Genomic DNA, 24,584 nt, shown 5'->3' on the forward strand with positions numbered 1-24,584 from the left:
GTCAACCAGACTCGCCTCATACAACGGGATCGCACGCCCCAGATCACCCGCCGTCTCGTAGGCGCCGGCGAGGTTGTTACGGGAGGCCAGCGTGTTCGGATGGTCGGGGCTGTGGAGGCGTTCGTGGCCTTGTGCGGCGCGGGTGTGCAGGGTGATGGCAGTGGCAGGATCGCCCTGGTTTTCGAGGTAGCGACCGAGGTGGTCGGCGAGGGCGCAGAGCAGGGCGGTATCGGTGTCGGGGTGGGTGTGTTCCAGCAGTGCGCGAGCGTGGGGCAGCAGCGTCCGGAAGACGGGCCAGGCCGCCGGGAGCCCCGGATCGACCTCGGTAAGGGTACGGACCAGGATGGCGGTGGTGGTGTCGCGGGCGTGGGCGATGTCGTCGGGGCGGCGGTAGGGGTCGGAGAGGTCGTCGATGCGGGTGACGGCCTGGACCAGTCGGTGCACGCTAATCGTGTCCGCGTCGAGGGTAATCATGCTGTAGGCCGCCAGCCTGCCCAGCGCCTGGACTACGTCGGGCTCCGGCGCGTTGACGCCGGCGGCGACCAGGGCGCGGGGAATCGCGTCGGAGGCGTACCACGCCAGTTGGCGCAGTAGGTGTCCGGCAAGGGGAGTGTCGGCGAGGCGGTCGAGGGTGAGGTGCCAGACCCGAGCCATGGTGCGTTGGGCGTCGCCGCCCTCGGCGGTGGCGGTAAACATCTGCGCCGGAAACCGTGCCAGCAGGTCGAGGTAGGCGACGGGGGTAATGCGGGTTTGGGCGAGGTAGGCGCCCACCTGTTCCACCGCCAGCGGCAGCCATCCCAGCTCCTCGCACAGCCGGTCAGCGTCGGCGAGGTCCGCCTCGGGCCATTCTCCCCGCACGACACGGGTCAGCAGCTCCGCTGCTTCCGCAGGGGAGAGCACGTCGAGCTGGATCGCTTCCACGCCGCGCCAACCGCCACCTTGACGTGAGGTGATCACCACCGTGCCGGTCCGAACCCGCTCCAACAATCTCGCCGCGTCACCGGGACCGGTGAGGTTGTCCAGCACCAGCAGCCATCCCTCGTGGGTTGCCAGCCATTGCACACCCAGGTCGGTGCGCTGCTCCGACGGCAGAGCGGCCACGTGCGGTGCCAAGGTGCCCGCCAGGTCGGCCAGGCCGGCGTCGAGCGCGGACACGGTATCCGCGGTGATCCACCACACCAGCGTAAAGCGGTCGGCATGCAGGTGGGCGAAGCGACCGGCTAGGGCGCTCTTGCCCACTCCGCCCAACCCGTGCACCGCGACCACCACCGCCCGGCCCGAATCCGCCGCCACCCGGTCCAGACGCTCCAGCTCCCCCGCCCGACCGACGAAGAGCTCCGATCCGGCGGGAAGCCGGCTCAGCTTCGGTGCGGCGGGGACCGACTCCATGGCTGGCACGGCCGATCCGCCGACGATCAGGTCACCCTGCACCAGGGTGCCGCCCTGCATGGCACCGATCGTGGGCCCCGCACCACCGGTAACGTTCCCGGTGACCGAGGCAGCCCCCGCGGCCTGCGATGCCGTTGCCGACGTGGCCGGGCCTACGGCCGCGCCGGCGATGAAGGGTCCGGCGGCCCTCCCACCTGACCGATGTGCACCCCGGCGGTCGACCCAGCTCCAGGACCTCCGATCACGTTCCCGTTGAACACCACTCCGCCACCGGTGGCCGTCTGAGGCACCCCCGGAGCGGACGAGGATGCGCCCGCAGCGGTGGATGGGTCTTGCGGTCTTTGACGCACCGCCACCACCAGCGCCGCCACGGCCACCAGGAGCCCGCCAATGCCGGCGAACCAGCTCAACGCCTCCAACACCGGTCGAGCGGAGTGCTTCTCATTGGTCAGGACAACCGGCACGCCGAACCGCAACAGCGCCCATACCGCCCCAGCGAACACAGCGACACCCGCCAACCACCAGGCACGACTTCGACTGATCGTCACGACCATCCCTCTCCGTAGGCGGAAACACCCCCGAACCGATAGCCGATGATCGCACCTCACCCGCAAACCGCTACGGAACCACGCCCGCCCACAGCACTCACTGCATCCCAGTGACACCAGATCCGAGCATCAATCACTTACGCTGCCCTTATTGTCTTCCTGGCGAAACGGCATGGAACCGCAGCATTAGGGAACTTCAAGCTTGATCCGACCACTAGCCATAGACGTTCGCTGCCTTAGCCGAGGGCTGGCGACGCACTCTCATACCGCAGAGCGCGTCACAGACGCTACTCGACAGCCACGAACCATCGGTGCCCATGACTCCAGGCTGCTGCGAACTCAATATCGACCTGCACTGTGCCCAGACGGTGCTGGCCAGCGTGTTCAAAGTTTCTTTTCTTCTTCAAGGCGGCCCCCTCCGGGGGCCGCTGGCCGTTCGCGCCTTCTCAGGCTGTTGTGGGCAGGCTCCGGCGATGTCCTTGGTCACGCCAACGTGGGCCTGGCGGCCCACGGGCGCGACACACGAGGCACCGGAGCCTGTCCACAACAGCCGGAGGCCACGGCCAGCGGCCCCCGCAGGGAACCGCAGAATTCCGACTCCATGCCGCTAGGTTGGGATTGCTACCGGCTCCTGGGCTCGGGACGAGCGCCGTGTGGTCGGCCTGATTAGGCTGGGCATGGCGCTCGACTGCCGCGCCCGTGGACAGCTCGATGCCTGACGGCATCGACCAGACCACAGGCTTGCCAACGAGCAATGCAATAGGCCATTGAGGCCAAGCAAGGGTCGGCGCAAGTTGGAAGGCTGCTTCATCGCCTCTTGCCAGCTTTCGTGGAAATCGCTAGAACCGCAGCCTTGACACTGGCTGAAAGCCTTTTCAAATTGCCGTCTGCACGCCCGGAAGTCAAATCTGTCGAACTTCCAAGCTGCCTCACCAAACGATTCAAGCGCGGCCTGTCATTACGTCCGTTCCCCGTTAGCAAACCACCCTGTATCCAACTCCAAACAATACTTCGAACAATCTCATTGTTTGAGTCGCGCACAAGGTTCAAGGTAATGGAAGCAACGACCTGAAGGCAGTGTAGATCTATATTAGCTTCCAATGACTTTGTGGTGCCAATCCCGAGCTTCGCCGCATTGGAGGAGTTGATTACACCATGGGAATGTATGAGGGAATGCCGGAGTTGGCACAACTTCTCGTAGTCTTCAATCGATCGCTCAAGCGAGGATTTCGATGGCACTTTAACCTGCAGTCGACCATCGAGCTGGCTTTTGATCGTACCTGGCTCACTGAAAGAAACTCGCTCGGTAAGGGCACTTTCCAGGGAGTCTTTGTGGTAGTAGTCAAGAGCTCCAAATGGAATCATTTGCTGATTATTTGCTTGTCGGATTATTGGACATAGTGCGACGCACCGTGAGATCATCTGGCGGAAATAGAGTTCTGTCGCACTTACGTAGCCAAGAAGAAGTTGTCCACCAAGGAGATTCTGAAGTTCAACGTCAACATGCCCACTCTGCACCAGGGAGGCCAGCTTATTCAAACCCTGATGTGCGTCGTAGAAGGTGTCTATCGGCGACTCGGAGGAGGTGCGGCTCAGGCTTGATACGAACACCGACCAATCGGCGGTTATCGACGCTGGTTGCGCGCACAGATTCAGTGCCTCGATCGCTGTATGTCTAGACACTGACGAACTCCTCCGCAAGCGAGTAGATTCGCCTTGCCCATACTGGGCCGACACGCTGCGCCTTGCTGATCTCAGCTAGACCACGGTCGCGGATTAGATCTTCGATCTTGTGCATTCCCTGAGCATTAAGTGCGTGGAGCTTCTTCTTCGGTAGAGCAAGTTCTTCGATAGGCGTAGCCATAAGTTCTTCAAATCGACTAGCATCAACCAGTTCGGCACCGCAAAAACTGCAGAATCGAGCGTTCTCCATCACTCGGGGTGTTCCGCAAGCTGCACAGTTTGCTACGACAAGCTGACATTCCTCCGCCTGCTTGGTAGTGAAGATCCCCTCGCTGCCAACTCGCTTGTAGGTCCCTGTTCGAGATTTTTTCACGAGGGCGCTTGCCCGCTGCTCGAGCGTGGGGTTTTGGCCGAACCTCAGCGCACCCGCAGCGGTAAGCAGGCATCCATGTATTGAGTACTTGCTGTAGCGGTCGGTTCCATGACTTACGGCCTCGTTCGTACTGCGAACGAGGCCAGCATACTCAAGGAGACCCAGGACTGTTACAAGTCGCGCATCGATGGGCTGACGGATGGCAATATCAAGAACCTGTGCGTGAGGAGAAACCCTATGTCGTGTCTCGTTTAGCTCTCTGATTAGAACGAGAAGCTTGTTTAGCACCCCTTCGCCCGCTTCGACGTAATGTCGATAGCGAGGCAACTTTCTTGAGAGCGAGCGATGCAAATCACGAAGTTGATCGGCGTTTTGAGCAATCGTATTGTTGGCCACCTGTGCAGAACGCTCAGGGCGGGAATTCCAGTTCTCAAGATAAGTTTCAATTAGCGCAAAGAACGTTCTAGGCACTCCAAAGGAAGCGGCAGCGAAGAGTGACACCACACCGGACGATATCTTGTCCCTAATCTCGGGCGGCAGCCTTCTTTCGTAGATCAACCTCATAAAACTGAGATACTCTGAGCCTTCAACTGGAACCCATGCATGAACGAGCTTCGCATCATGGCCTACGTGAAAGTTTGGACTGAATTCTGTTACGCCTGGATAGATTGCAGCTTTATAGGTGACTGCAGGTGTCCGAAGGTTGCGAAGGTACTCAAAAAATACCCGCTGCTGTTCCGGGACGAACGCATGGGCAGCATCATCGAGAAGTAGCACCACTCGCTTAGCATTGATTCTTTCAGCCCATGCCTCAAGTGCATGGGTTAGCGCTGTAGGACCTGGTAGGTCAGGGCGGGCCGCGTGGGGATTACGCTCTGCTGAGTCGATAAAAAACCGGGCGATTTCGCTTTGCCTGTCGAGTTCCGGCTCCTCGACACCCAGCTTTTCAAAAGTGTCATGAACCGCAACGATCACTTTGGCGACTAGCCAGTCCTGAAAGAACCCGTCCGCGTCGGAGCGTTGATTAAATGCGGGTTCCGTAAACATCGAACGTCCGTAATTGACGTAGACCGGAAGCGCTGACCCGCGTTTGCGAATCTCCGCTGCCGCTCGAAGAAGAAGCGTCGTCTTCCCGCACCCTCGTGGCCCGGACAGCAACTTCGGTCCCTGCGTTTGAAGCTGACGGAGGATCTGTTCATCGTGAGGAGTGGGGGCGGTCCAAGCCTCGAACTCTTCCTGAGTGAGGTTCTCCGCCCGCTCCTCAAACAGCGAGAGTTGATCTTCTCCCACGAACATTGTCATGTTGTTCCTCGCGACTGGGTCAGCTCAGTCGACAGAACATACCAGTCTTAGGTATGTTTTGCGATGATCCTGCGCCTCTCCGGTCAGCTCTAGTGCCGCTACCACCAGGACGGGTTGCTATGTCAGTTCAAGCATAGGAAGCCTAGCGGCGCTTGGGCGGCTGCGGACATCCAGTGAACGACGGGTAGTCCGAAGCGCAGAGCGGCAAGTCGACGTGTGCGATAAAAGGTGCTGACGTGGCGACCTTCAGAACCTTCCGACCCTGAGGAGGCGAGTTGGCGGAGCTGATCCTCACCGCCTCTGTAGTGATGCGACTGCAACCGACCCGACTCAGCCGCCGATCTCCCAGACCCAGCCGCGGTTCGGGCCACCAGTGCTGTAGGCCGCCGCGATGGAAGACACGGACTCCGGCACTTCGACCTCGACCGTGCCGGTGTAGCGGGAGTTGGGGAGGATGGTGTTGGAGAGCCTCGTCTCGTAGGACGTGCACATCCCCGGTTGGGCGTCGTGAACGAAGCCGTCTGCTCCGAGGCCCTTGAGCGAGTACGGGTTGAAGATCATCGGTGCTGCGGCTTCTCCATCCGGGCTGAGTGCGCCGGTCGTGAGTGACACGTGCAGTACGAGGGTCTTCCGGCCGGACGCTGCCTTGGTGCCGTACTGGTCACACTGCGGCGAAACTTCGATCTTGTCTACCGTGAACTTGATGGCACAGGACTCGATGTCGTTGGTGCAGTCCAAGCCACCGACCTGACCGACCTTCTTCGGCAGGAAGCCCTGAGCCGTCAGTTCCTGCTTCGGCGTGGTCGCAACAGTGGTCGTAGTGCTGCCGCTGCTCGGCGTGGGCGCAGGGGCGGGATTGGCTGCGGTCGGGCCGGTGCAGGCACACAGAGCCAAGGCGAGTGCGATGACGCCGGCGGCGGCTGCGGTAGGACGGCGTCGGGCGGTGATCATGGGCGTATGGCTCCTCAGCAGCAACCGAGACGGTTTGCAGGTATGGCTTCGGCTTCATCGGGTGCCGTTGCTGAGCGTTAGCTCCATTCACTCTAAAGGACGTATGACCTCATGGGCTTGTTACTCTAGCGGCCGTAATTGATGACCAAGAGTGACACTTCACCGACAACTTACTCGCCATTTGCGAGCTTGATTCGCGTTTACCTTGCGGTACCCATGGTTGATTGCAGGCATGAACAGCGTGGAGGACCTGCCGCTGTGCGTCGGCAGGTCGCCTGACAGTCTCAGTGATCAAGGTCAACACGATGACACTTGATCCCCCCATCCGGTCTCCACACCCGTCAACTGCCTTCTGGCAGTCTGAGAGCCATGGCGCGACAGAACGTCTCGGCTGAACTGGCAGCGAGCCACGGCTTGCCCGGACTGCTCGGTATCAGCCCGGATCGCAAGCAGGTGTGCGTAGAACTCGACCTTCCCCAGCGCAAGGACCGCATCCCGAAGAGCTTCCTCCCCAGGACTCGAAGCCCTCGTTATCGGCTTCCAGGTACGACTGTCCGAGTCATCGTCTGCGTCGACGGCCAAGCACCTCGCAGGGATCAGCGACGACTACGTATGCGCCTGGCTGCGGAAAGACGATCTTGATCACTTTCTTGTGAGCCTTGCCGCGTTCATCAAAGGTGCAACCATCCCGCGCACGGGCACAACGAGTGAAGAGGCCATCAAGACAAGAGTTGGTGAGCAGTAGCCGAAGGTCACTGCAAGGCACTACACGGGAGCTAGACCGCGCTTGCAACTCGTCGACACGCCTGACCAGCAAGAGCAAAGCCCTTGGTTACCCCCGACAAACGACAACAGGCAACAGAACTAGTCCGTCCGCAATGGACATTTACGCTTGCGAACTGTGCAGGTGACCGTAGGTGATGGAAGACACCGTTCGGCGACAGACTCGCAAGATCCACAACCTTCGGGTTCAGGGTTCGAGTCCCTGGCGGCCCACCACTCAGTGAGGCGACGGCCGCTGTGCTCCTCGTCGGCGACCTCGGAGATCCAGGCCGGTAGCTCGATGCCGTGACGCTCGAGCAGGTAGCGGCGGATCTCGTGCAGAGCACGCCGCTCCTTCCTGATCCGCTGCTCACGTCCGCGGACCACCCGATCGGATACCTGCGCCCCGAGCAGGAAACCGAGGGCGAAGACCGCGCAACCGACGAGTGCCGTCAAGCGGAGGCAAAGGCCCACGTCGGCGCACTCGTCCGCGATCAGGGGATCCACCGGCACGAAGACGGCCACTCGGCTCGGGCGCCAATGCTCGATCCAGGACATTCGGCAATACCTTCCTGATGGCAGTAACCCCAAAGAGATCACCCGTTAGAACGACGGATCCCGCCTGACGAAGCAGATGCCCCGACGTACTCTGACGACGTTTTGACGAGCTGCTGGGGGCGGTCGGTCTGTCGGAAAGGTTTGTAACCGACCGCTCATGATCTTGGCCAGCGGCAAGACCGCCAAGGTTTCTTGCTACCAGGGAAGCAAGGGGCAAGGTGGCGGAGCAAGGTTGCACACGTTGACAAGGGGCAATCAGGAATGGCGGACGAAGCGAGAGATAGACGCGCACTTCAACTCGGCGCGGAGTTGAAGCGCGTTCGCGAACGTGCGGGAAGAACGGGTAGTCAGATACCGAAGGTCCACACTCCGGGAGAGTTCTACAGCGACACGCAGGTTTCCCAAGCGGAAACGGGGAAGGTGGTCGCCTCGGAGCAACTCGTCGAGGGTTACGTCGCCATCGGGGCCAATCGGGCAGGATTGGTCCGGCTTCGCGACGCCGCACTGGACGGGAAAGCGGCCACGAGAAAGACGGAACGGCTCACCCGGGCGCCGGAGGCCGAGTTGACCGCGGACGCCTCCATCGACGAGATCCGGGGGTGCTATTCGATAGACAGCGTCGAGCACATCGTCACCTACGGGGAGCGGGGCGTGCTGAAGCACTGGACGACCGTGACCCGCATCCGCTGCGCATCGCCCACCGTGAAGTACTTCGCGTTCAGCGGCAACTACGCCGCGGATCAACGGCGCGGGGTGCTGACGGTCGCCAAGAGTGGCGACTGGTCGATTGCGCGGAGCGCCGAGAGCGAGAAGGGAGCGCTCGACGTCGTCGTCGAGTTGGCGCGACCGGTGAAGCAGGCCGAGACACCGTTCTTCGACGTCGTGCACCGCTTCGACGTGCGATCCGACTCGACCGCGGAACCGCACCTGAGCGAATTCGTCCCGCACTTCCGGGACCGCACCGCCTACCGGGTGCAGTTCGAGCCCTCCGCCGGCCCGCAGCGGATCTGGCACATCCGCTCGAACGACGCCGCCGCCGCGCTGCGCGACCCGACCGACGAACAACTGCTCTCGTGCAATGGTCACGGGTTCTACCACTGCGACTTCCGCGAGATCGATCGCGAGTTCGTCGGCCTGGCGTGGAATTGGAGATGATCGGTTGACGAACCCCGCAGGGGATGAGCCGGACGGCTGGCGGTAAACAGCGCCACACCCTGCGGCGGGCCCTTGATTGGTCGCGGGATCGAGGGTCCGCCGCGGTTCCGAACAGCGCGGCCGGGCCGGGACCTGCTGGGCGGAAAGCGGAAGTCGGCACGAACGCCACCGGAACGGGTGACCGCGCTGGCGGTGGTCGTGGGTGGGCGATAAGCAGGTGCCATGCACCTCGCTGTGGCACTCGCCCTCACGGCCTCGTTCACGGTCGTCTCCGGAGAACTGATCAGCTACGACCCGGCCGTGCCCGCCGGAGCGCGGGCGGAGGTCGTGGCCGCGCCCCGGGACGGCGGCACGGTCGTGCTGCTGCGCACCAGCGGCCTGCTGCCCGACCGCGACTACGGCGCGCACGCGCACGTGAACCCCTGCGGACTCGCGCCGGACGACGCCGGGCCGCACTACCAGCACGTCCAGGGCGGTGCGACGGATCCCGCGTTCGCCAACCCGCACAACGAGATCTGGCTCGACTTCACCACCGACGGGCACGGTCGCGGCGAGGTGATGACGCGGGTCGAGTGGCAGTTCGACGAACGGCGCCCGGGCTCGATTGTGCTGCACGAGGAGCACACGCACACCGAACCCGGTCAGGCGGGCACGGCCGGCGCCCGGCTCGGCTGTCTCACCGTCCCGTTCTGACCCGCGCGCCGGACTTGTGGCGCAGGACCGCGCGGACCAGCGCGGGGTCGAGCGGGTTCGCGGGGCTTGACCTCCAGCGCGGACGAGGTCGCACGATCGGGGCCTCGACGAACGGGGGGCGCCGGTGCTCGCGAAGTGGATCACCTGTGACGTGCCGGCGGAGACGCGTGACGCGTTCGCCGCGGCCCAGGCGAGGTGGACGGTCATCGCCGACCAACCCGGCCTGGTCGGGCAGGTCGGCGGCTGGGACCGGCGGTCCGGGCGCGCGCACGTGCTGGCCCTCTGGGCGGACGCCGACAGCCACCGGCTGTTCCTGCGCGATCGGCACGACGCGGTGGCCGACGCGAGCGGCTACCACGGGATCGAGGTCGCGCTCGGGGAGACCGTCCTCACCCTGCCCGGCACGGCGGCGACCGTGGCCGAGGCGATGCAGGGGCAGGTGCTGCGGGTCGCGGACTGCCGGCTCGCCGAGGGCGCGCACGAGCACTTCGAGGACGTGCAGCGTCACGTGTGGGCGCCGGCGATGGCCGCCGCGGGCGTGCTCGGTGGTGTCGTCGCCCGCTTGGCCCCGGACCGCGTGCTCGTCGCCACGTTCTGGCCCGACGAGGACACCCACCGCCGGTACGCCGGGGAGGTGCCCCGGCTGCGGGCCCGCGCCGACGTGGACGCCGACGTCACCGGGATGACCGGGCACGTGCTGCCGCTGGAGCCGGCGTGGCGGGTGCGGGCGGTTCGGTGATGTGGCACCCACCACTACCAGCGCTGGGTGACAATGGACGGCGATGTCCACCGCCTTGCACGCCACCCAGCCCCTGAAGATCGGCCGGTACCTGGTCGATCCCGCCGTCGTGCTCGCACCCATGGCGGGCATCACCAACGTGGCCTTCCGGCAGCTCTGCCGCGAGTTCGGCAGCCCCACGTCGCTGTACGTCTGCGAGATGATCACCGCTCGGGCGATCGTCGAGCGCGACGCCAAGACGATGCAGATGATCACGTTCGGCGCGGGCGAGAGCCCCCGGTCGATGCAGCTCTACGGCGTCGACCCGAAGTCGATGTCCGAAGCCGCGAAGATCATCGTCGACGAGGACCGGGCCGACCACATCGACATGAACTTCGGCTGCCCGGTGCCCAAGGTGACCCGCAAGGGCGGCGGGGCCGCGCTGCCGTACAAGCGGCAGCTGTTCCGGCAGATCGTGCGTGCCGCGGTGCGCGCCGCCGAGCCCGCCGGCGTGCCGGTGACGGTCAAGTTCCGCATCGGCATCGACGACGACCACCTCACCTACCTCGACGCGGGCCGCATCGCCGAGGACGAGGGCGCCCAAGCGGTCGCCCTGCACGCGCGCACCGCGGCCCAGCGCTACTCCGGCCAGGCCGACTGGTCCGCCATCGCCCGGCTGAAGGAGGCCGTGACCAGCGTCCCCGTGCTCGGCAACGGCGACATCTTCAGCGCGCGGGACGCCCTGGACATGGTCGCCCGGACCGGTTGCGACGGCGTCGTCGTCGGGCGCGGCTGCCTCGGCCGGCCCTGGCTGTTCGGCGAGTTGCAGGCCGCGTTCCGGGGCGAACCGATCCCGCCGGGGCCGCGGCTCGGCCAGGTCGCGGAGATCCTGCGCCGCCACGGCGTGCTGCTCGCGGACTTCCTCGGCGAGGACAAGGGCCTGCGTGACCTGCGCAAGCACATGGCCTGGTACCTGAAGGGCTTCCCGGTGGGCGCGGAGCTGCGGCGCAGCCTCGCCATGGTCTCCACCCTCGCCGAGCTGGACGACCTGGTCGGCAGGCTCGACCCGACGCTGGAGTTCCCGGACAACGCCGACGAGCCGCGCGGCAGGCAGGGCTCGCCCGGCAAGGTCGTGCTGCCCGAGGGCTGGCTGGACGACCCCGAGGACGCCACCGTGCCCGTCGGGGCCGACGAGCTGCACTCGGGTGGCTGACGTGCTGCGCGCCGCGACGGCGCTGGCGTGTGCCCTCCTGCTGGCCGGCTGCGGTTCGGCGATCACCGGTGTCGCCCGTCCGCTCCAGGTCACCGACGTGGAGCGCGAGCTGGTGTCCGGCTACTTCGCCGACCTCAACGAGGCGGGCGGGCAGGGCACGACCGAGCAGCGCGACCTGCTCAAGGACACCCAGCACCCGGACTTCCGCGACGAGGACTGCCAACTGCCGTCCGGCACGATCAAGGTGCAGCCGACCATGTCGACGCTGCGCCTCGACCCGGCGTGGGCGCCGCCCGGCGAGGACGAGCACCCGCGCGGTGTGGTGCTGGTCGTCGCGGTCACGCTGACCGTCGTGCAGGAGGGCTCCGAGATCGGCAGCCAGATCGGCTCGCAGCACGTCGTGCTGCTCAACGGCAAGGCCTACGGCTTCGCCCCTTGCGTCAATTGAGGTGACGCCGAGCCCGTTGAACACGCTCGGCAAGCTTTTCGGCACTTCGATCACCGAATGTCACTAGTTCGGAGCAGTGCACGGTCAACCAGTCGAGGGAAATCCCTCTATGACGCGTCCCGCCCGCTCAAGCGTCGCCTCGGATCAGACGACACCTTGGCAAGGAGGGAGGTGAGCGCGATGACCGCACTGCGACCCGAAGTCGCGGAGTCCGACCGCGACGGCCGGCCCGGAGGGGGCATGCCCACGTCCGAGCACGAGGGCACCGGACTGGTGCAGCTGCACGAGTCGATCGCCGCGCTGCTCGCCTCCCGCGGCCAGTGGCGGCAGGCCTACCAGCACCTGCGGTCCGCGTTCGACCTGGTCTACGCCGACCAGGACGACCCGCCGCAGGTGCCCGAGCAGCTGCGGCGCGAGGTCGACCGGCTGCGCCGCGAGCACGCCGAGGCGCGTGAGCAGAGCCTGCGCGACAGCCTCACCGACAGCTACAACCGCAGATACCTGGACGAGCGGCTGCTCGACATGGTCGCCGAGCGCGGCTCCACCGCGGCGGGCCTCGCCATCGCGTTGATCGACCTGGACTGGTTCAAGCAGGTGAATGACACGTTCGGGCACCTCTTGGGTGACCGGGTGTTGCAGCGCGTGGTCGAGCTGTTGCAGGAGGAGCTGCCGGAGGGCGGGTTCTGCGCCCGCTACGGCGGCGAGGAGTTCGTCCTCGTGCTGCCCGACGTCGAGCCGACGCCCGCCGTGGAGATCGCCGAGTCGGCCCGGTTGCGTGTCGAGCGTCACGCTTGGGCTTCCCTCGCGCCCGGGTTGCGAGTGACCGTCAGCATTGGATTGGCCTATGAGCCGCCGCCCGCCGGGGCGCCGACCCGTCCGCCGGTCGCCCCGGAGCAGCAACTCCTGCGCGCGGACAGCCTGCTCTACACCGCCAAGCAGTCAGGACGGAACGCCGTCGCCTACCGCGAGAACGGCCGCGTCCTCCTGGCGGGTGCCGCTTCCGGGCGACGAGGTATAGCCGAATCCCGGGTCGCCGGTTACTGACACCTACCGTCCACTCACCCTTTCGGACGTAGTCTGCTGCGCGCAACCGAGTACTGCCGACCCCTGTATCACCGGGAGTGGTCGTCAGGACTGGCCGTCATCCGTAGTATCGCCAAGGCAAGTGACACGCCGTTGGTGCAACCAATGTGTCCTTGCCGTCGTCAACTCGTGATGACGAGCGACTAATGACCGAAGCTGAAGGGAGACCGGGTGCCCGACGAGCCCCGCCGTGGCGGCCCCGGACCCGGAGGTGACCAGGCCCCCCAGGAAGACCAGCCGACCGGCCGTCGCCGCAGGTCGCTGGACGATGGCGGGCTGAGCGTGTCCGACCTGCTGGAACAGCACAGCCGCACGAACATCCCACGCCCGGTCCCGTCCGGTCCGTCGGACACCGGCAGGCGCGCCGCGCCCGAGCCAGAGCCGCCCCGCAGACCCGCGCCGCCCCAGAACGGCAGGCACGCCCCCGAGGGCACCGGCCGCCGTGCCGCGCCGGAACCGCCGCGCAGGCAGGCGCCACCACCGGACTACGCGCCACCGTCACCCGAGGACACCGGCGCCCGCCCCAGGCCGACGAACGGCGCACCGCCCGCGGGCCGCCGCCCCACCGCTCCGCCCCCGAACGACTTCTTCGCCGCGGGCGAGGGCACGGGCACCCGGACGCCGCGGCCCGTGCCGGAGGACACCGGCGCCCGCCGCCGTCCCGACGAGCCCGGCGCACGTCCCGGCCGCCCGGCGCCACCGCCGGTGAACGGCCACGCGAACGGCTACGCGGGCCGACCGGACGACGTCGGCCCCGGGCGTCCCGCCGCGCCGCGCCCGGCGCCTCCCGTCGACCCGGGCACGCGCTTCCCGGCCAACGGCCGCCCGCAGGACCCGGCCGGGCCGCGACGCTCCGCCGAGGGCACCGGCCAACGCCCGCGCCCCGAGCTCCCCGGCGCCGCGCCGGGTCGACGGCTCCCGGACGGCAGCGGACCGCGGCAGCGGCCCGAAGGTCTCGCCCCCGACACACCCAGGCGGCCGGCGGACGGCAGCGGACCGCGCCCCGAAGACCTGGCACCGGACACACCCCGCCGCCACCCCGACGGCAGCGGACCACGCCCGCGTCCCGAAGACCTGGCGCCACGGCGTGCGGCGGACGGCGCGCCACGCCAGCACCCCGACGGCCTCGCGCCCGACACACCCCGCCGCCACCCCGACGGCAGCGGGCCGCGTCAGCGCCCCGAAGACCTGGCCGACGGCCCGCGCCGACGGCCGGACGAAGCAGGACCGCCCGGACGCCGCGTCGCCGAGGGCGCGCCGGCCGAGGGCATCGCCAGGCGGCTCGGCGACGGGCCGCGCCCCGGCGAGAACACCGGCCAACGCCCCCGTCCCGGCATCCCGACCGACAGCCCTCGTCGCCTCCCGGACGGCAGCGGACCGCGCCCGGACGTCCCGATGGGCGACGCTCCCCGTCGCCTCGCGGACGGCAGCGGACCGCACGACCTGACCGGCGGGCCGCAGACCGGCCGCCGACCCGACCCGCGCCGCCCCGCGCCCGGCCTGCCCGGCGAAGACCCGACCGGCCGTCGTCCCGAGGGCAGCGGACCGCGCCGCCTCGCCGACGGCCCACCGGTCGTGCCGGTCGACGGCGCGGCACCGCGCCGCCTCGCGGACGGCCCGGTGGACGGCAGCGGACCGCGCCCGGTCGGCGACGTGCCCGGCCGGAGGTTCGCCGACGACGGCCCCGCCGCGCCCGACCAGGCGCCGCCCGTCATCGCCGCCCGCCTCAACGCGGGCCCGGAGCCGCGCGAGGCCATCGACCCGGCCAGCCTCACCACGGAGATGGAGGCCATCAGCGACGACGTCAAGAAGCGTCGCGAGGTCGACCACACGCTGGCCCGCTTCTCCGCCGTCCACGACGAGCTGGCCGAGCAGGAGCGCCTGCGCAAGGAACGCCGCCAGAAGCTCATGCCGTGGAAGGCCGAGCACGACGAGGACGCCACCGAGTACGCCTCGCCGGTCGACGACCCCGACGACGAGGGCCCGCGCCGCCGCGGCCGCACGGCCAAGCACAGCAAGATCGTGCGCGCGGTCAAGGTCGTCGCGCTGGCCGCCGCCGTGCTCGTGTTCGTGTCCACCGGCCTCGGCTGGGGCGCGATGTTCTACATCGACAGCAAGATCACCGAGATCGACGCGCTGAACACCAACTCCGCCGCGGTGCACGAGGCGGAGAAGCAGCTCGGTGACGAGAACTTCCTCATCGTCGGCTCGGACAGCCGCGCGGGCGCGAAGCCGCAGGACGGCGTCGGCGACGCGGACGCCGAGCCGGGTGCGCGCTCGGACGTGCTGATGCTCGCGCACATCCCGGCCGACCGGAAGCGCATGGTCGTCGTCTCCGTGCCGCGCGACCTGCTCATCACCCGGCCGCAGTGCGAGGAGTGGGACCCCTCCACCGGCCAGTACACCGGCAACCAGCTCGACTCCGCGCAGGACGTGAAGGCCAACGAGCCGTACGCGGTCGGCGGGCCCAAGTGCGTCAGCAAGTTCATGACCGAGCTGACCGGCCTGGAGATCAACCACTTCATCAGCGTCGACTTCAACGGCTTCAAGGGCATGGTCGACGCCATCGGCACCGTCCCGGTGTGCGTGCCGAAGCCGATGAAGGACGACGAGCTCGGCGTGATCTTCGAGGAGCCCGGGCGGTTCGAGATCGACGGCACCAAGGCGCTGGACTACGTGCGCGCCCGCAAGGTCGCCGGCGAGGAGAAGACCGACTTCGACCGCGTCAACCGGCAGCAGCAGTTCCTGTCCTCGTTGCTGCGCAAGGCGTTGTCCTCGGAGATCCTGCTGAACCCGGGGAAGCTCAACGGGTTCCTCAACGCGTTCGCCGCGTCGACCGTCGGCCAGAACATCGGCGTGAACGACATGCTGACGCTGGCGCAGTCGTTGCAGAGCCTCGAAGCGGGCCGCGTCACCTTCGTCACCATCCCGCACGAGCGGTCCGAAGGCGCGACGCTGGCCCACGACGACAACCTGGAGTTGTTGAAGGAAGCCGACACCAAGGCGTTGTTCCAGGCCATCATCGACGGCACGCCGCTGCCGGAGGAGACCCCGGACAACACCGCGACCGACCCGGCCCAGGGCCAGACGTCGGCCGCCGCCCCGCCGCCCGGCCCCAAGCAGGGCAAGGTCGTCGACCACAAGGGCCTGAAGGTCCAGGTGCGCAACGGGGACCCGGACAACGACGGCGCTTCCCGCCGGACCACCCTGGCGTTGCGGGAACTCGGCTACGACGTGGTCATCGCCGGTGACGCGCCGCCCGCCGCGAAGACCGTGATCCTGTACGGCCTCGGCGCGGAGGACGCGGCGGCGACGCTGCTGTCCTCGGTGCCCGGCGCGACCTTGCAGTTCCAGGCGAACATGACCGGCGCGGTGCAGCTGCTGATCGGGCCCGGCTGGGACGAGGAGGTCCGGGCGCCGCAGGCGGCGGGCACCGATCCGGGCAAGGCGACGCCGCCCGAGGACCTGGCCGTGGTCAACGCGGGGAAGGACCCCTGCGCTTAAGAGGACTGGACGTTTCGGGTTCACCCCCGGTTCACCGGGGCGGGTCGCTACCGCGATGACCTCGCCGTAGGCTGACGGCCATGCGTGAGGCCTACCACGATCAGCTCGGACAACTCGCCGACCAGCTCGCCGACATGTGCGGGATGGCCGGTGACGCGATGGAGCGCGCGACCGCTTCCCTGCTCGGGGCGGACCTAGCCCTCGCCGAGCAGGTGATCGGCGACGACGCCAAGATCGACGACGTGCGCGCCGACATCGAGGAGCAGGCGTACGCGCTGCTGGCGCTGCAGGCGCCGGTCGCCACCGACCTGCGCATCGTGCTCGCGGTGATCCACGCGGCCGAGAGCGTGGAGCGGATGGGCGACCTGGCGCTGCACGTGGCCAAGGCGGCGCGGCGCAGGCACCCGAACCCGGTGCTGCCGGACACCGTGCGGCCGTACTTCGCCGAGATGGGCCGCATCGCGGTCGAGCTGGCGCGTGAGGCGACCGACATCATCCGCACGCAGGACGTGAAGCGGGCGCGGTCGTTGGAGGACGCCGACGACGCGATGGACGACCTGCACCGCCACCTGTTCACGGTGATCATGGACAAGGACTGGGCGCACGGCGTGCCGTCCGCGGTGGACACCACGCTGCTCGGCCGGTTCTACGAGCGCTTCGCCGACCACGCGGTGTCGGTGGCCAAGCGCACCGTCTTCGTGGTCACCGGCCGGATGCCCGGCTACCACGGCGACACCGGCGACGGTTCCTGAGCGTCAGCCCAGTAGGCCGTTCAGCTCCTGCGCGAGCTGGGCGGCGATGCGCGCGTTGTCGGCGGGGGCGTGGGTGAGCCACTTCTGGCCGTCCTGCCCCTGCCGCGTCTGCGACATGTAGCGGCCCTGGTCGTTGTCGAACCACGCGACCTGCGGCGCGCGCTGCTCCCGGCCGTGCCTGCCGCGCACCGTGACGCCGAACTGGCCGGCGCGCAGCCGCGGCCGTTCGAACACCGCTTCCAACGCGCGGACCTGCGCGGACGCCGTCGAGCGCGGCGCCATGGTCTGGGTGAACGTGGCGTTGCCGAAGTCGTCGTCCCGCCGCGGCGGTGGCGGCGGCGCGGACGTCGGCATCGGCACGGTGATCGACTGGCCGGGGCCGGGCCGCGACGGCGGGACGAGGTCCACGATCGCGCGCAGCAACCCGGGCGCCCGCATCAGGTCGACCTTGATCTGCCGGTCGTCCATCACCGCGAGCGCCGCCGTCTCGCCCGCCGCGCCACCACGCGCGAGCAGCTGGCGCTCGACGTTGCGCGCGTCGAGCGACGCGACCGCGTTGAGGCTGTAGTCGAAGCGGACCAGCAGGGTCAGCGCTTCCTCCACCTCGGGCGCGACCCGGCCGCGCTGGGCCAGGCCGCGCGACTCCAGGTCGCGGTGGACGGCGTTGCGGATGCCGCGCCGCTCGTCGATCGTCTGCCCGAGGTAGGGGAATTCGAACGGGTAGGGACGGCTGCCGAGTCTCAGGTCTTCCCAGAGCATGTCGGCCGCCGCGTGGGACAGGGCGAACGAGAACACGTTCACCCGCCGATGACCGGCGGAGCGACCATGGTGCCGTCACCGAAGACGTCCTCGGTCTCCACCAGGTAGGACGCGGCCTTGTGCTCCTTGTCCTCGTCTCCCTGGCCGCGCGCGCCGCCGGCGCCCATGCCGCCGGCGCCCATGCCGGCCGCGCCACCGCGGCCCGCCGCGCCCGCGCCACCGGGACCACCGGCGCCGCCGGGGCCGAAACCGCCCGCGCCGGACCGACCGGCCTCGCCGAGCGTGCCCGCGCTGCCGCCGGGACCGAAGCCGCCCATGCCGCCTCGACCGGCCGCGGCCATGCCACCGGGACCGCCGGGACCGCCGCCGGGCATGCGGCCCATGCCGCCACCGCCGGGCCCGCGGTTGCCGCCGCCGCCACCGGGCCCGTTCGGGTTGGGACGTCCGTTGGGGGGCATCGGGGGCCGGTTGTGGGGTCCGGGGCCGGGCGGGTAGATGCCGGGCGGGTAGGGACCGCCGCCGGGGCCGGGCAGGTGGTTGTTGCCACCGCCGCCCGGGCCGGGGAGGTTCGTGTTGCCACCGCCGCCGGGGGTCCAGCCGGACTGGTTGGTGTTGCCGCCACCGGTGCCGCCAGTGCCGGTCCCGCCACCGCCGGGCACGCCGAGGTCACCCATCCCGCTGCCGGTGCCGGTGCCCGTCCCCGTGCCGCTCGGCACGGTCTGCCGGCCACCGATCTGCCCCGTGCCGTTCTGGCCCGGGTCGCCGCCACCGCCACCGTCCATGGGCGGCGGCGCCGAGAAGGCGGGCATCGTCGAGCCCGACTCCTGGAAGCTCGTGGACATGGTCGTCATGACCTCGGCCGCACGTTCGTGGGCCTGCTGCTTCTCCTCGAACTTCTGCTCGATCTGGTCGATCGTCGCGGCCCACTTGAACGGGTTGGGCTCGGCGAAGAACATCTTGTAGGCGTCGGCGGTGCTGAAGTCGACCGGCTCGGGCATCGCGTTCTTCGCCTGCTCGGCCGCCGTGCTCTGGGCGTACAGCTTGTTGCCGGTGAGCTGCGCGCCCTGCGCCGCGTTGCCTGACCAGGTGGCGACGTTGGTGAAGTAGCTCTGCGCCGACTCGGCCGCCGCACCCTGCCAGGCGCCCTTGCTGGCGGCCGTGGCACTGCTCAGGTTGGTCTGCAACTCGGCGAGCGTGTTGCCGAGCTTCGTCCAGGCCTCGCCCTGCTCGTTCGCCGTGCTGGGGGCCATGTTCGTGGTGACCATGTCCTTGAGGGCCTTGTGGTCGTAGCCCATGTAGTGGGAGCCGGGCGGCGACAGCGGCGGCCGGTAGTCCTCCACCACCTGCTGGAGGTCGCGCTCCTGCGTTTGCTGGTACTGCGCGGACTGCGCCCTGACCTGGATGTCCCGGACGAAGTCCATGAAAGAAGGGAAGAGGCCGGGGTTCTCCTGCTGAGAACGCGCGTACTCGGCCCGCAGCTGCTCCTCGTTCTGCCCGGCGTAGGTGACCTGAGTCGCCTGGCTGTTCGGCTGCTGCGAGTTGGACGGCGGCCCGTACGGCGGCTGCGAGTTCGGCGGCGTCACGACGTTCTTCCCCTCTGGGTTACTTCGGCAGCTTCGGTTCGATGGCGGTGGCGACTGCGGTGGCGGCGGCGCAGGCTTCGTCCAACGACGCGTTCGCGGAACCCGCGACATCTACCCTCGAGGTGGGAGTGGCCTCCACCGCGATCAGACAGGAAGTCTGCGTGGTCGACTGCTTGACCATCTTGGCCTTGCGCGAGCCGATGGTGATGTCCGACTGCTGACCGCCCGGCACGACGTCGTCCAAGCCGAGATCAGGGTGGCCCTTCACCGCGACAGATGCCGTGGTGGAGACGCTGGCACCACACGTCTCGCCGATCACAACTTCGATGTCGGTGAGGTTCAGCTGCGGGGCGATGGAGTTCAACACTTCGCACTCGTCGAAGTCGGCGAGCGAATCCCCACTGCCCGACGGCTTGGTGCTCGTGGTCGGCGAGGCTTGATCGGTGGTGGTCGACGTGGTGGTCCCAGCCGACGCGTCACCTGGCTCCTTGGTGGAGCACCCGGCGGCGATCGTGCCCAGCACGACCATCGTCAGGACGACGCGAGCCGGCAATCCCTTGATCAACTGTCTCCACCTCAGTAGCGGTTGTAGGTGCCTGCGTTCGAGCTATCGACCTCGCGGTAGTTCTCGATCGCCTTCTGCAGCGCCAAGCGGGCCTCTTCCAACGCGACCCTCAACTGCTCGACCGCCGGGACTATGCCAGCCGTCCCGGCACCGCCTTCGACGCTCTCCTGGTTGTAGCGCGCCATGGCCGTGCCATCCGGACTGGTGCCCAGCTTCGTCTCCTGACGGAGGATCTGCAGGGCGACGTCCATCTTCTGTAGGTCCTGCTGGGCACTTGCGATGGCCTTCAGGTAGGCCTCGGCGCCTTCCTGGCTGATGGCGAACGAGCCCGACTCGGCGGCCTGCTTCAGCCCCACCATGCTGGCCGTCATAGCTTGCATGGACTGTGCGCTCAACGCACCTTCCGCCGCCACGGTTACCCCCTGCGAGTCTGCCGATCCCAACGGTCACGGTACCCCCGAACGGAGGACCGTGTCTCGATTTTGACGGCAGGGGCGAGCCCTCGGTTCCCCCGTCACCCGAACGCGCGGAAGCCCTCCCACTGCTGGTGGGAGGGCTTCACGGACAAGCAGGTCGATCAGCCGAAACGGCCGGAGATGTAGTCTTCCGTGGCCTTCTGGCTCGGGTTGGAGAAGATCTTCTCCGTGTCGTCCACCTCGATCAGCCGACCCGGCTGGCCGACACCCAGCAGGTTGAAGAACGCGGTCTGGTCGCTGACCCGCGCCGCCTGCTGCATGTTGTGGGTCACGATGACGATCGTGTACTCCTTCTTCAACTCCGTGATCAGGTCCTCGATCGCGAGAGTGGAGATGGGGTCCAGCGCCGAGCACGGCTCGTCCATCAGCAGCACGTCGGGCTGCACGGCGATCGCCCGCGCGATGCACAGCCGCTGCTGCTGACCACCGGACAGGCCGCCGCCGGGCCGGTCGAGGCGGTCCTTGACCTCGTTCCACAGGTTGGCCCCGCGCAACGACCGCTCGGCCACCTCGTCGAGCTTCTTCTTGTTCCGCTCGCCGGCCAGCTTCAGGCCCGCCACCACGTTGTCCCGGATGGACATCGTGGGGAACGGGTTGGGGCGCTGGAACACCATGCCGATGGTCCGGCGCACCTGCACCGGGTCGACGGAGGACGCGTAGATGTCCTCGCCGTCCAGCAGCACGGTGCCCTCCACCCGGGCCCCGGGCGCCACCTCGTGCATGCGGTTCAACGACCGCAGCACGGTGGACTTCCCGCAACCGGACGGGCCGATGAACGCCGTCACGTTCTTCGGCGGCACGGCGAGCGAAACCTCCTGCACGGCGTGGAACTTGCCGTAGTAGAGGTTCAGGTCTTTCACGTCGATGCGCTTGGCCATGACCGCCCGCTCACTTCGTCTTCGGAGCCAGCCACCGCGAGATCACGGTAGCCAGCAGGTTGAACAGCGTGATGATGATGACCAGGGTGATCGCCGCACCCCAGATCCGCTCGAAACCGGCCTGCGTCGGGTTGTTCCGCTCCGACGTCATGAGCAGCGGCAGCGACGCCATCGGGCCGTCGAACAGGTTGTAGTTGATGTACGGCGCGTACGCGGCCAGCACGAGCACCGGCGCGGTCTCGCCCATGACGCGGGCCAGCGCCAGCATGATGCCGGTGATGATGCCGGACAGCGCCGTGGGGATGACGACCTTCACGATCGTCTTCCACTTGGGGATGCCGAGCGCGTAGGACGCCTCGCGCAGCTCGTCCGGCACGATCTTCAGCATTTCCTCGGTGGTCCGCACGATCACCGGCACCATCAGCAGCACCAGCGCCAGCGACACCGCGAAACCGCTGCGACCGAAGCCGAAGTACGTGATCCACAGCGTGTAGATGAACAGCGCGGCCACGATGGACGGCACACCGGTCAGGATGTCGACCATGAACGTGGTGGCCTTGGACAGCTTGGACCGGCCGCCGTACTCCACCAGGTAGACGCCGACGAACAGGCCGAGCGGCACGGACAGCAGGCCGCACACCAGGCCCTGCACCAACGTGCCGTAGATCGCGTGGTAGACACCGCCGCCGCTCTGGCGGCCCAGCAGGCCGGACAGCGACTTCTGCCACCAGTCGGCGTCGAGCACGACCGGGAACCCCCGCTGGATCACCACCCACAGCACCCAGATCAGCGGCACGATCGCGATGAGGAACGCCCCGTACACCAGCGCGGTGGCGATGCCGTTCTTGAGCTTGCGCGCGCCGCTGACGCTCTGGAACGTCGGCGGCGTGGCGAGGCGGTTCAGGTCCGCCGTGTCGGTCGTCATTCGTACTCCTTGTGACCGGCGACGATGGACCGGGCGATGGCGTTGACGCCGAAGGTGAGCACGAACAGCACCAGGCCGGCGGCGATGTAGGCGCCCGCCGTGCGCGGGTCGTTGAACTCGGGCGCGGCCAGCGCGATCTTGGACGCGAACGTGGCGCCACCGTCGAACAGGCTCCACGCGAACGCCGCGCCCGTGCCGCTGAGGATGATCGTCAACGCGATCGTCTCACCGAGGGCGCGGCCGAGGCCGAGCATCGAGGCGCTGACGTAACCGGCCTTGCCGAACGGCAGCACGGTGGTCCGCACGACCTCCCACTTGGTCGCGCCCAGCGCGATGGCGCCCTCGATGTGGGTGACCGGGGTGCGGTCGAACACCTCGCGGCTGACCGCGGTGATGATCGGCAGGACCATGACGGCCAGCACGATGCCGGCGGTGAAGATCGTGCCGCCGAGCTCGATGCTGACGTTGCCCTCGGCGAACAGCGGGAACCAGCCGAGGGTCGCGGTCAGCCACTCGCCGATCGGCGTGAGCACCGGGCCGAGCACGAGCAGCCCCCAGAGGCCGAAGATGATCGACGGCACGGCGGCCAGCAGGTCGATGACGTAGGCGAACGGCCGGGCGAGCCGGCGCGGCGCGTACTGGGTGAGGAACAGGGCGATGCCCAGTGCGATCGGCATCGCGATGATCAGCGCGAACGCGGACGACACCACGGTGACCAGGAGCAGGTCGAAGATGCCGTAGCGCATGTTGTTGACGTCGCTGGTCGACCACTCGCGGCTGGTCAGGAAGTTGACCTTGTCGAGCCCGAGTGACGGGATGGCCTGGAGCAGCAGGAAGATGCCGATCGCCGCGATCAGGACCACGATGAAGAGGCCCGAGCCGGTGGCCAGGCCGGCGAAGATCCGGTCACCCGGCCGGACGACAGTCTTCCGATCGGCTTCCGTGGTCGGGGGAATCGGAGCCTCCGAGTCGGGTCGAGCAGCCGGAACGCCCGCACGGGCACCGGTCGAACCGGTGCCCGAGGGGCGGGGGGCCACTGTGCGGTCGTTCATCGCAATGGTGTTCCCGGGAAGTGTGCCGGCCTGGTCAGGCGATGGCCTTGATGGCGGTCAGCAGCTTCTCCTGGAAGGCCTTCGGCAGCGGAGCGTAGCCCGCGTCCGCCAGACCGTCCTGGCCAGTCGTGGCCGCGACCGTGAGGAACGCCTTGACGGCCTTCGCGGTGTCGGCATCGTAGCCGGCCGAGCAGACGATCTCGTAGGTCGCCAGCAGCAGCGGGTAGGCGCCCGCGGTGGTGGAGCCGTAGATCGAGTCCAGGTCGAGGACCAGGTCGTTGCCCGTGCCCTTGATCTTGGCGCCGTCGATGGCCTTGCCCACGGTCTCGTTGGTCAGCTCGACCGGGCCGGAGCCGTTGTCGATCTTGGCGACGGACAGCTTGTTGTCCTGCGCGAACGACAGCTCGACGTAGGTGATGGCGCCGTCGATCGAGCCCGCGGCCTGCGCGACACCGGCGGACTTCTCCTTGGCCTCGCCGACACCGCCCTTGAACTGCTTGCCCTCACCCTGGGTCCACGCGCCCTTCGAGGCGGCGGTCAGGTACTTCTGGAAGTTGTCCGTGGTGCCGGACTCGTCCGAGCGGTAGACGACCTTGATGTCCTTGTCCGGCAGGGACGCGCCGCTGTTCAGAGCCGCGATGGCCGGGTCGTTCCACTTCTTGATGCCACCGTTGAAGATCTTGGCGGCGACCTCGCCGCTCAGCACCAGGTTGGTCACGCCCTCCAGCTTGTAGCCCAGCGCGACGGGGCCGAAGACCAGCGGCAGGTTCCACGCCGGGTTGCCCTTGCAGCGCTCGGCCGCCGCGGCGACCTCGCCCTTGCTCTCGGACAGCGGCGAGTCGGACCCGCCGAAGTCGACCTGGCCCGCGTTGAACTGCTTGACGCCCGCACCGGAGCCGGTGGCGTTGTACGCGAGGTCAGAGCCGGCGCACTTCGCCTGGTACGCCTGGATGAACGTGGCGATCGCGTTCTGCTGAGCCGAGGAGCCCTCCGCGCTCAGCTTCGACTTGCCACCGCACTCGACCGGGACGGAGGAGTCGCCGGCCGCGGACGTCGAACCGCCGGTGCCGGGGGCGTTGTTGTCGCTGCCACACGCGGTGAGCAGAAGCGCACCGGCCGCGATCAGGCCGAGTACGGCGCCGTGTCGCTTGGTCTTCACCTGGGAGTCCTCCAGCTACGGAAGCGGATTTCGCGGCGAAGCTCCGCCGCTCGAC

21 protein-coding genes are annotated in these 24,584 nt (G+C 67.8%); 9 read left to right on the forward strand and 12 right to left on the reverse strand.

Going from position 1 to position 24,584, the window contains the following annotated elements; all coding sequences use genetic code 11:
• The 4 genes from ADK67_RS00005 to ADK67_RS00010 all read right to left on the reverse strand — a co-directional run.
• Window positions 1-1,449 (reverse strand): tetratricopeptide repeat protein (locus ADK67_RS00005; protein ID WP_157619817.1); only part of this gene is annotated, 1,449 nt, incomplete at its 3' end.
• A 1,295-nt stretch (window positions 1,450-2,744) separates the two neighbouring features.
• The gene (locus ADK67_RS50365) at window positions 2,745-3,620 is read right to left on the reverse strand and encodes a hypothetical protein (protein WP_157619818.1); all 876 of its coding nucleotides are present in this window, start codon (window positions 3,618-3,620) and stop codon (window positions 2,745-2,747) included.
• Window positions 3,613-5,295 carry a hypothetical protein gene (locus ADK67_RS50370; RefSeq protein WP_157619819.1) on the reverse strand — a complete coding sequence of 561 codons (1,683 nt, stop codon included), beginning with the start codon at window positions 5,293-5,295 and terminating at the stop codon, window positions 3,613-3,615. The genes ADK67_RS50365 and ADK67_RS50370 overlap by 8 nt, the downstream gene beginning before the upstream one ends.
• Window positions 5,296-5,625: 330 nt before the next feature.
• The gene (locus ADK67_RS00010; RefSeq protein ID WP_157619820.1) at window positions 5,626-6,246 is read right to left on the reverse strand and encodes a hypothetical protein; all 621 of its coding nucleotides are present in this window, start codon (window positions 6,244-6,246) and stop codon (window positions 5,626-5,628) included.
• 1,068 nt (window positions 6,247-7,314) lie between these two features.
• Between ADK67_RS00010 and ADK67_RS50375 the strand changes: the two genes are divergently transcribed.
• The 9 genes from ADK67_RS50375 to phoU all read left to right on the forward strand — a co-directional run bounded on the left by ADK67_RS50375 (window position 7,315) and on the right by phoU (window position 17,132).
• Entirely contained in the window at window positions 7,315-7,584 is a 270-nt protein-coding gene (locus tag ADK67_RS50375) for a hypothetical protein (RefSeq protein WP_157619821.1), read from the forward strand.
• 243 nt (window positions 7,585-7,827) lie between these two features.
• On the forward strand, window positions 7,828-8,721 hold the full coding sequence (locus ADK67_RS00020) for a hypothetical protein (protein ID WP_157619822.1): 894 nt from the start codon (window positions 7,828-7,830) through the stop codon (window positions 8,719-8,721).
• Between the two features lie 222 nt (window positions 8,722-8,943).
• Window positions 8,944-9,414 carry a hypothetical protein gene (locus tag ADK67_RS00025; protein ID WP_053714246.1) on the forward strand — a complete coding sequence of 157 codons (471 nt, stop codon included), beginning with the start codon at window positions 8,944-8,946 and terminating at the stop codon, window positions 9,412-9,414.
• A gap of 124 nt (window positions 9,415-9,538) precedes the next feature.
• Window positions 9,539-10,153: a DUF4937 domain-containing protein gene (locus ADK67_RS00030; RefSeq protein ID WP_053714247.1), complete on the forward strand. Its 615-nt coding sequence runs from the start codon at window positions 9,539-9,541 to the stop codon at window positions 10,151-10,153.
• A 43-nt stretch (window positions 10,154-10,196) separates the two neighbouring features.
• On the forward strand, window positions 10,197-11,345 hold the full coding sequence (dusB, locus tag ADK67_RS00035) for a tRNA dihydrouridine synthase DusB (protein WP_053714248.1): 1,149 nt from the start codon (window positions 10,197-10,199) through the stop codon (window positions 11,343-11,345).
• The gene (locus tag ADK67_RS00040) at window positions 11,338-11,793 is read left to right on the forward strand and encodes a hypothetical protein (protein ID WP_053714249.1); all 456 of its coding nucleotides are present in this window, start codon (window positions 11,338-11,340) and stop codon (window positions 11,791-11,793) included. Before dusB ends, ADK67_RS00040 begins: the two co-directional genes overlap by 8 nt.
• A gap of 180 nt (window positions 11,794-11,973) precedes the next feature.
• Complete coding sequence (locus tag ADK67_RS00045; protein WP_063797459.1) at window positions 11,974-12,837, forward strand: GGDEF domain-containing protein; 864 nt, start codon at window positions 11,974-11,976, stop codon at window positions 12,835-12,837.
• Window positions 12,838-13,047: 210 nt separating this feature from the next.
• Window positions 13,048-16,380: an LCP family protein gene (locus ADK67_RS00050; RefSeq protein WP_157619823.1), complete on the forward strand. Its 3,333-nt coding sequence runs from the start codon at window positions 13,048-13,050 to the stop codon at window positions 16,378-16,380.
• Window positions 16,381-16,460: 80 nt separating this feature from the next.
• Window positions 16,461-17,132, forward strand: coding sequence for a phosphate signaling complex protein PhoU (phoU, locus tag ADK67_RS00055; protein WP_053714251.1), 672 nt, complete (start codon window positions 16,461-16,463; stop codon window positions 17,130-17,132).
• Window positions 17,133-17,135: 3 nt separating this feature from the next.
• On the opposite strand, the gene ADK67_RS00060 is transcribed toward phoU, so the two are convergent.
• The 8 genes from ADK67_RS00060 to pstS all read right to left on the reverse strand — a co-directional run bounded on the left by ADK67_RS00060 (window position 17,136) and on the right by pstS (window position 24,529).
• Entirely contained in the window at window positions 17,136-17,933 is a 798-nt protein-coding gene (locus ADK67_RS00060; RefSeq protein ID WP_053714252.1) for an ESX secretion-associated protein EspG, read from the reverse strand.
• Entirely contained in the window at window positions 17,930-19,474 is a 1,545-nt protein-coding gene (locus ADK67_RS00065; protein ID WP_053714253.1) for a PPE domain-containing protein, read from the reverse strand. The genes ADK67_RS00060 and ADK67_RS00065 overlap by 4 nt, the downstream gene beginning before the upstream one ends.
• Before the next feature lie 19 nt (window positions 19,475-19,493).
• Entirely contained in the window at window positions 19,494-20,003 is a 510-nt protein-coding gene (locus ADK67_RS00070; RefSeq protein WP_157619825.1) for a hypothetical protein, read from the reverse strand.
• A 47-nt stretch (window positions 20,004-20,050) separates the two neighbouring features.
• Window positions 20,051-20,410, reverse strand: coding sequence for a hypothetical protein (locus ADK67_RS00075; protein WP_231647949.1), 360 nt, complete (start codon window positions 20,408-20,410; stop codon window positions 20,051-20,053).
• A gap of 206 nt (window positions 20,411-20,616) precedes the next feature.
• A complete protein-coding gene (gene pstB, locus ADK67_RS00080) occupies window positions 20,617-21,393 on the reverse strand; it encodes a phosphate ABC transporter ATP-binding protein PstB (protein ID WP_053714256.1) in 777 nt (258 codons plus the stop codon).
• Window positions 21,394-21,403: 10 nt separating this feature from the next.
• The gene (gene pstA, locus ADK67_RS00085) at window positions 21,404-22,318 is read right to left on the reverse strand and encodes a phosphate ABC transporter permease PstA (RefSeq protein WP_053714257.1); all 915 of its coding nucleotides are present in this window, start codon (window positions 22,316-22,318) and stop codon (window positions 21,404-21,406) included.
• Window positions 22,315-23,370 (reverse strand): phosphate ABC transporter permease subunit PstC, encoded by a 1,056-nt coding sequence (pstC, locus tag ADK67_RS00090; RefSeq protein ID WP_053714258.1) that lies wholly within the window; start codon window positions 23,368-23,370, stop codon window positions 22,315-22,317. The genes pstA and pstC overlap by 4 nt, the downstream gene beginning before the upstream one ends.
• Window positions 23,371-23,404: 34 nt before the next feature.
• Window positions 23,405-24,529 carry a phosphate ABC transporter substrate-binding protein PstS gene (gene pstS / locus ADK67_RS00095; protein ID WP_053714259.1) on the reverse strand — a complete coding sequence of 375 codons (1,125 nt, stop codon included), beginning with the start codon at window positions 24,527-24,529 and terminating at the stop codon, window positions 23,405-23,407.
• Window positions 24,530-24,584 lie beyond the last annotated feature (55 nt).

The sequence above is a fragment of the Saccharothrix sp. NRRL B-16348 genome, assembly GCF_001280085.1.
GTDB lineage: Bacteria > Actinomycetota > Actinomycetes > Mycobacteriales > Pseudonocardiaceae > Actinosynnema.

Bases quoted from the DNA above. Each gene is read 5' to 3' on its own strand.
- ADK67_RS50370 (WP_157619819.1), bottom strand. From the start codon at position 5,295: ATGACAATGTTCGTGGGAGAAGATCAACTCTCGCTGTTTGAGGAGCGG.
- ADK67_RS00010 (WP_157619820.1), bottom strand. From the start codon at position 6,246: ATGATCACCGCCCGACGCCGTCCTACCGCAGCCGCCGCCGGCGTCATC.
- ADK67_RS00020 (WP_157619822.1), top strand. From the start codon at position 7,828: ATGGCGGACGAAGCGAGAGATAGACGCGCACTTCAACTCGGCGCGGAG.
- ADK67_RS00025 (WP_053714246.1), top strand. From the start codon at position 8,944: ATGCACCTCGCTGTGGCACTCGCCCTCACGGCCTCGTTCACGGTCGTC.
- dusB (WP_053714248.1), top strand. From the start codon at position 10,197: ATGTCCACCGCCTTGCACGCCACCCAGCCCCTGAAGATCGGCCGGTAC.
- ADK67_RS00045 (WP_063797459.1), top strand. From the start codon at position 11,974: ATGACCGCACTGCGACCCGAAGTCGCGGAGTCCGACCGCGACGGCCGG.
- phoU (WP_053714251.1), top strand. From the start codon at position 16,461: ATGCGTGAGGCCTACCACGATCAGCTCGGACAACTCGCCGACCAGCTC.
- ADK67_RS00070 (WP_157619825.1), bottom strand. From the start codon at position 20,003: ATGGTCGTGCTGGGCACGATCGCCGCCGGGTGCTCCACCAAGGAGCCA.
- ADK67_RS00075 (WP_231647949.1), bottom strand. From the start codon at position 20,410: ATGACGGCCAGCATGGTGGGGCTGAAGCAGGCCGCCGAGTCGGGCTCG.
- pstB (WP_053714256.1), bottom strand. From the start codon at position 21,393: ATGGCCAAGCGCATCGACGTGAAAGACCTGAACCTCTACTACGGCAAG.
- pstA (WP_053714257.1), bottom strand. From the start codon at position 22,318: ATGACGACCGACACGGCGGACCTGAACCGCCTCGCCACGCCGCCGACG.
- pstC (WP_053714258.1), bottom strand. From the start codon at position 23,370: ATGAACGACCGCACAGTGGCCCCCCGCCCCTCGGGCACCGGTTCGACC.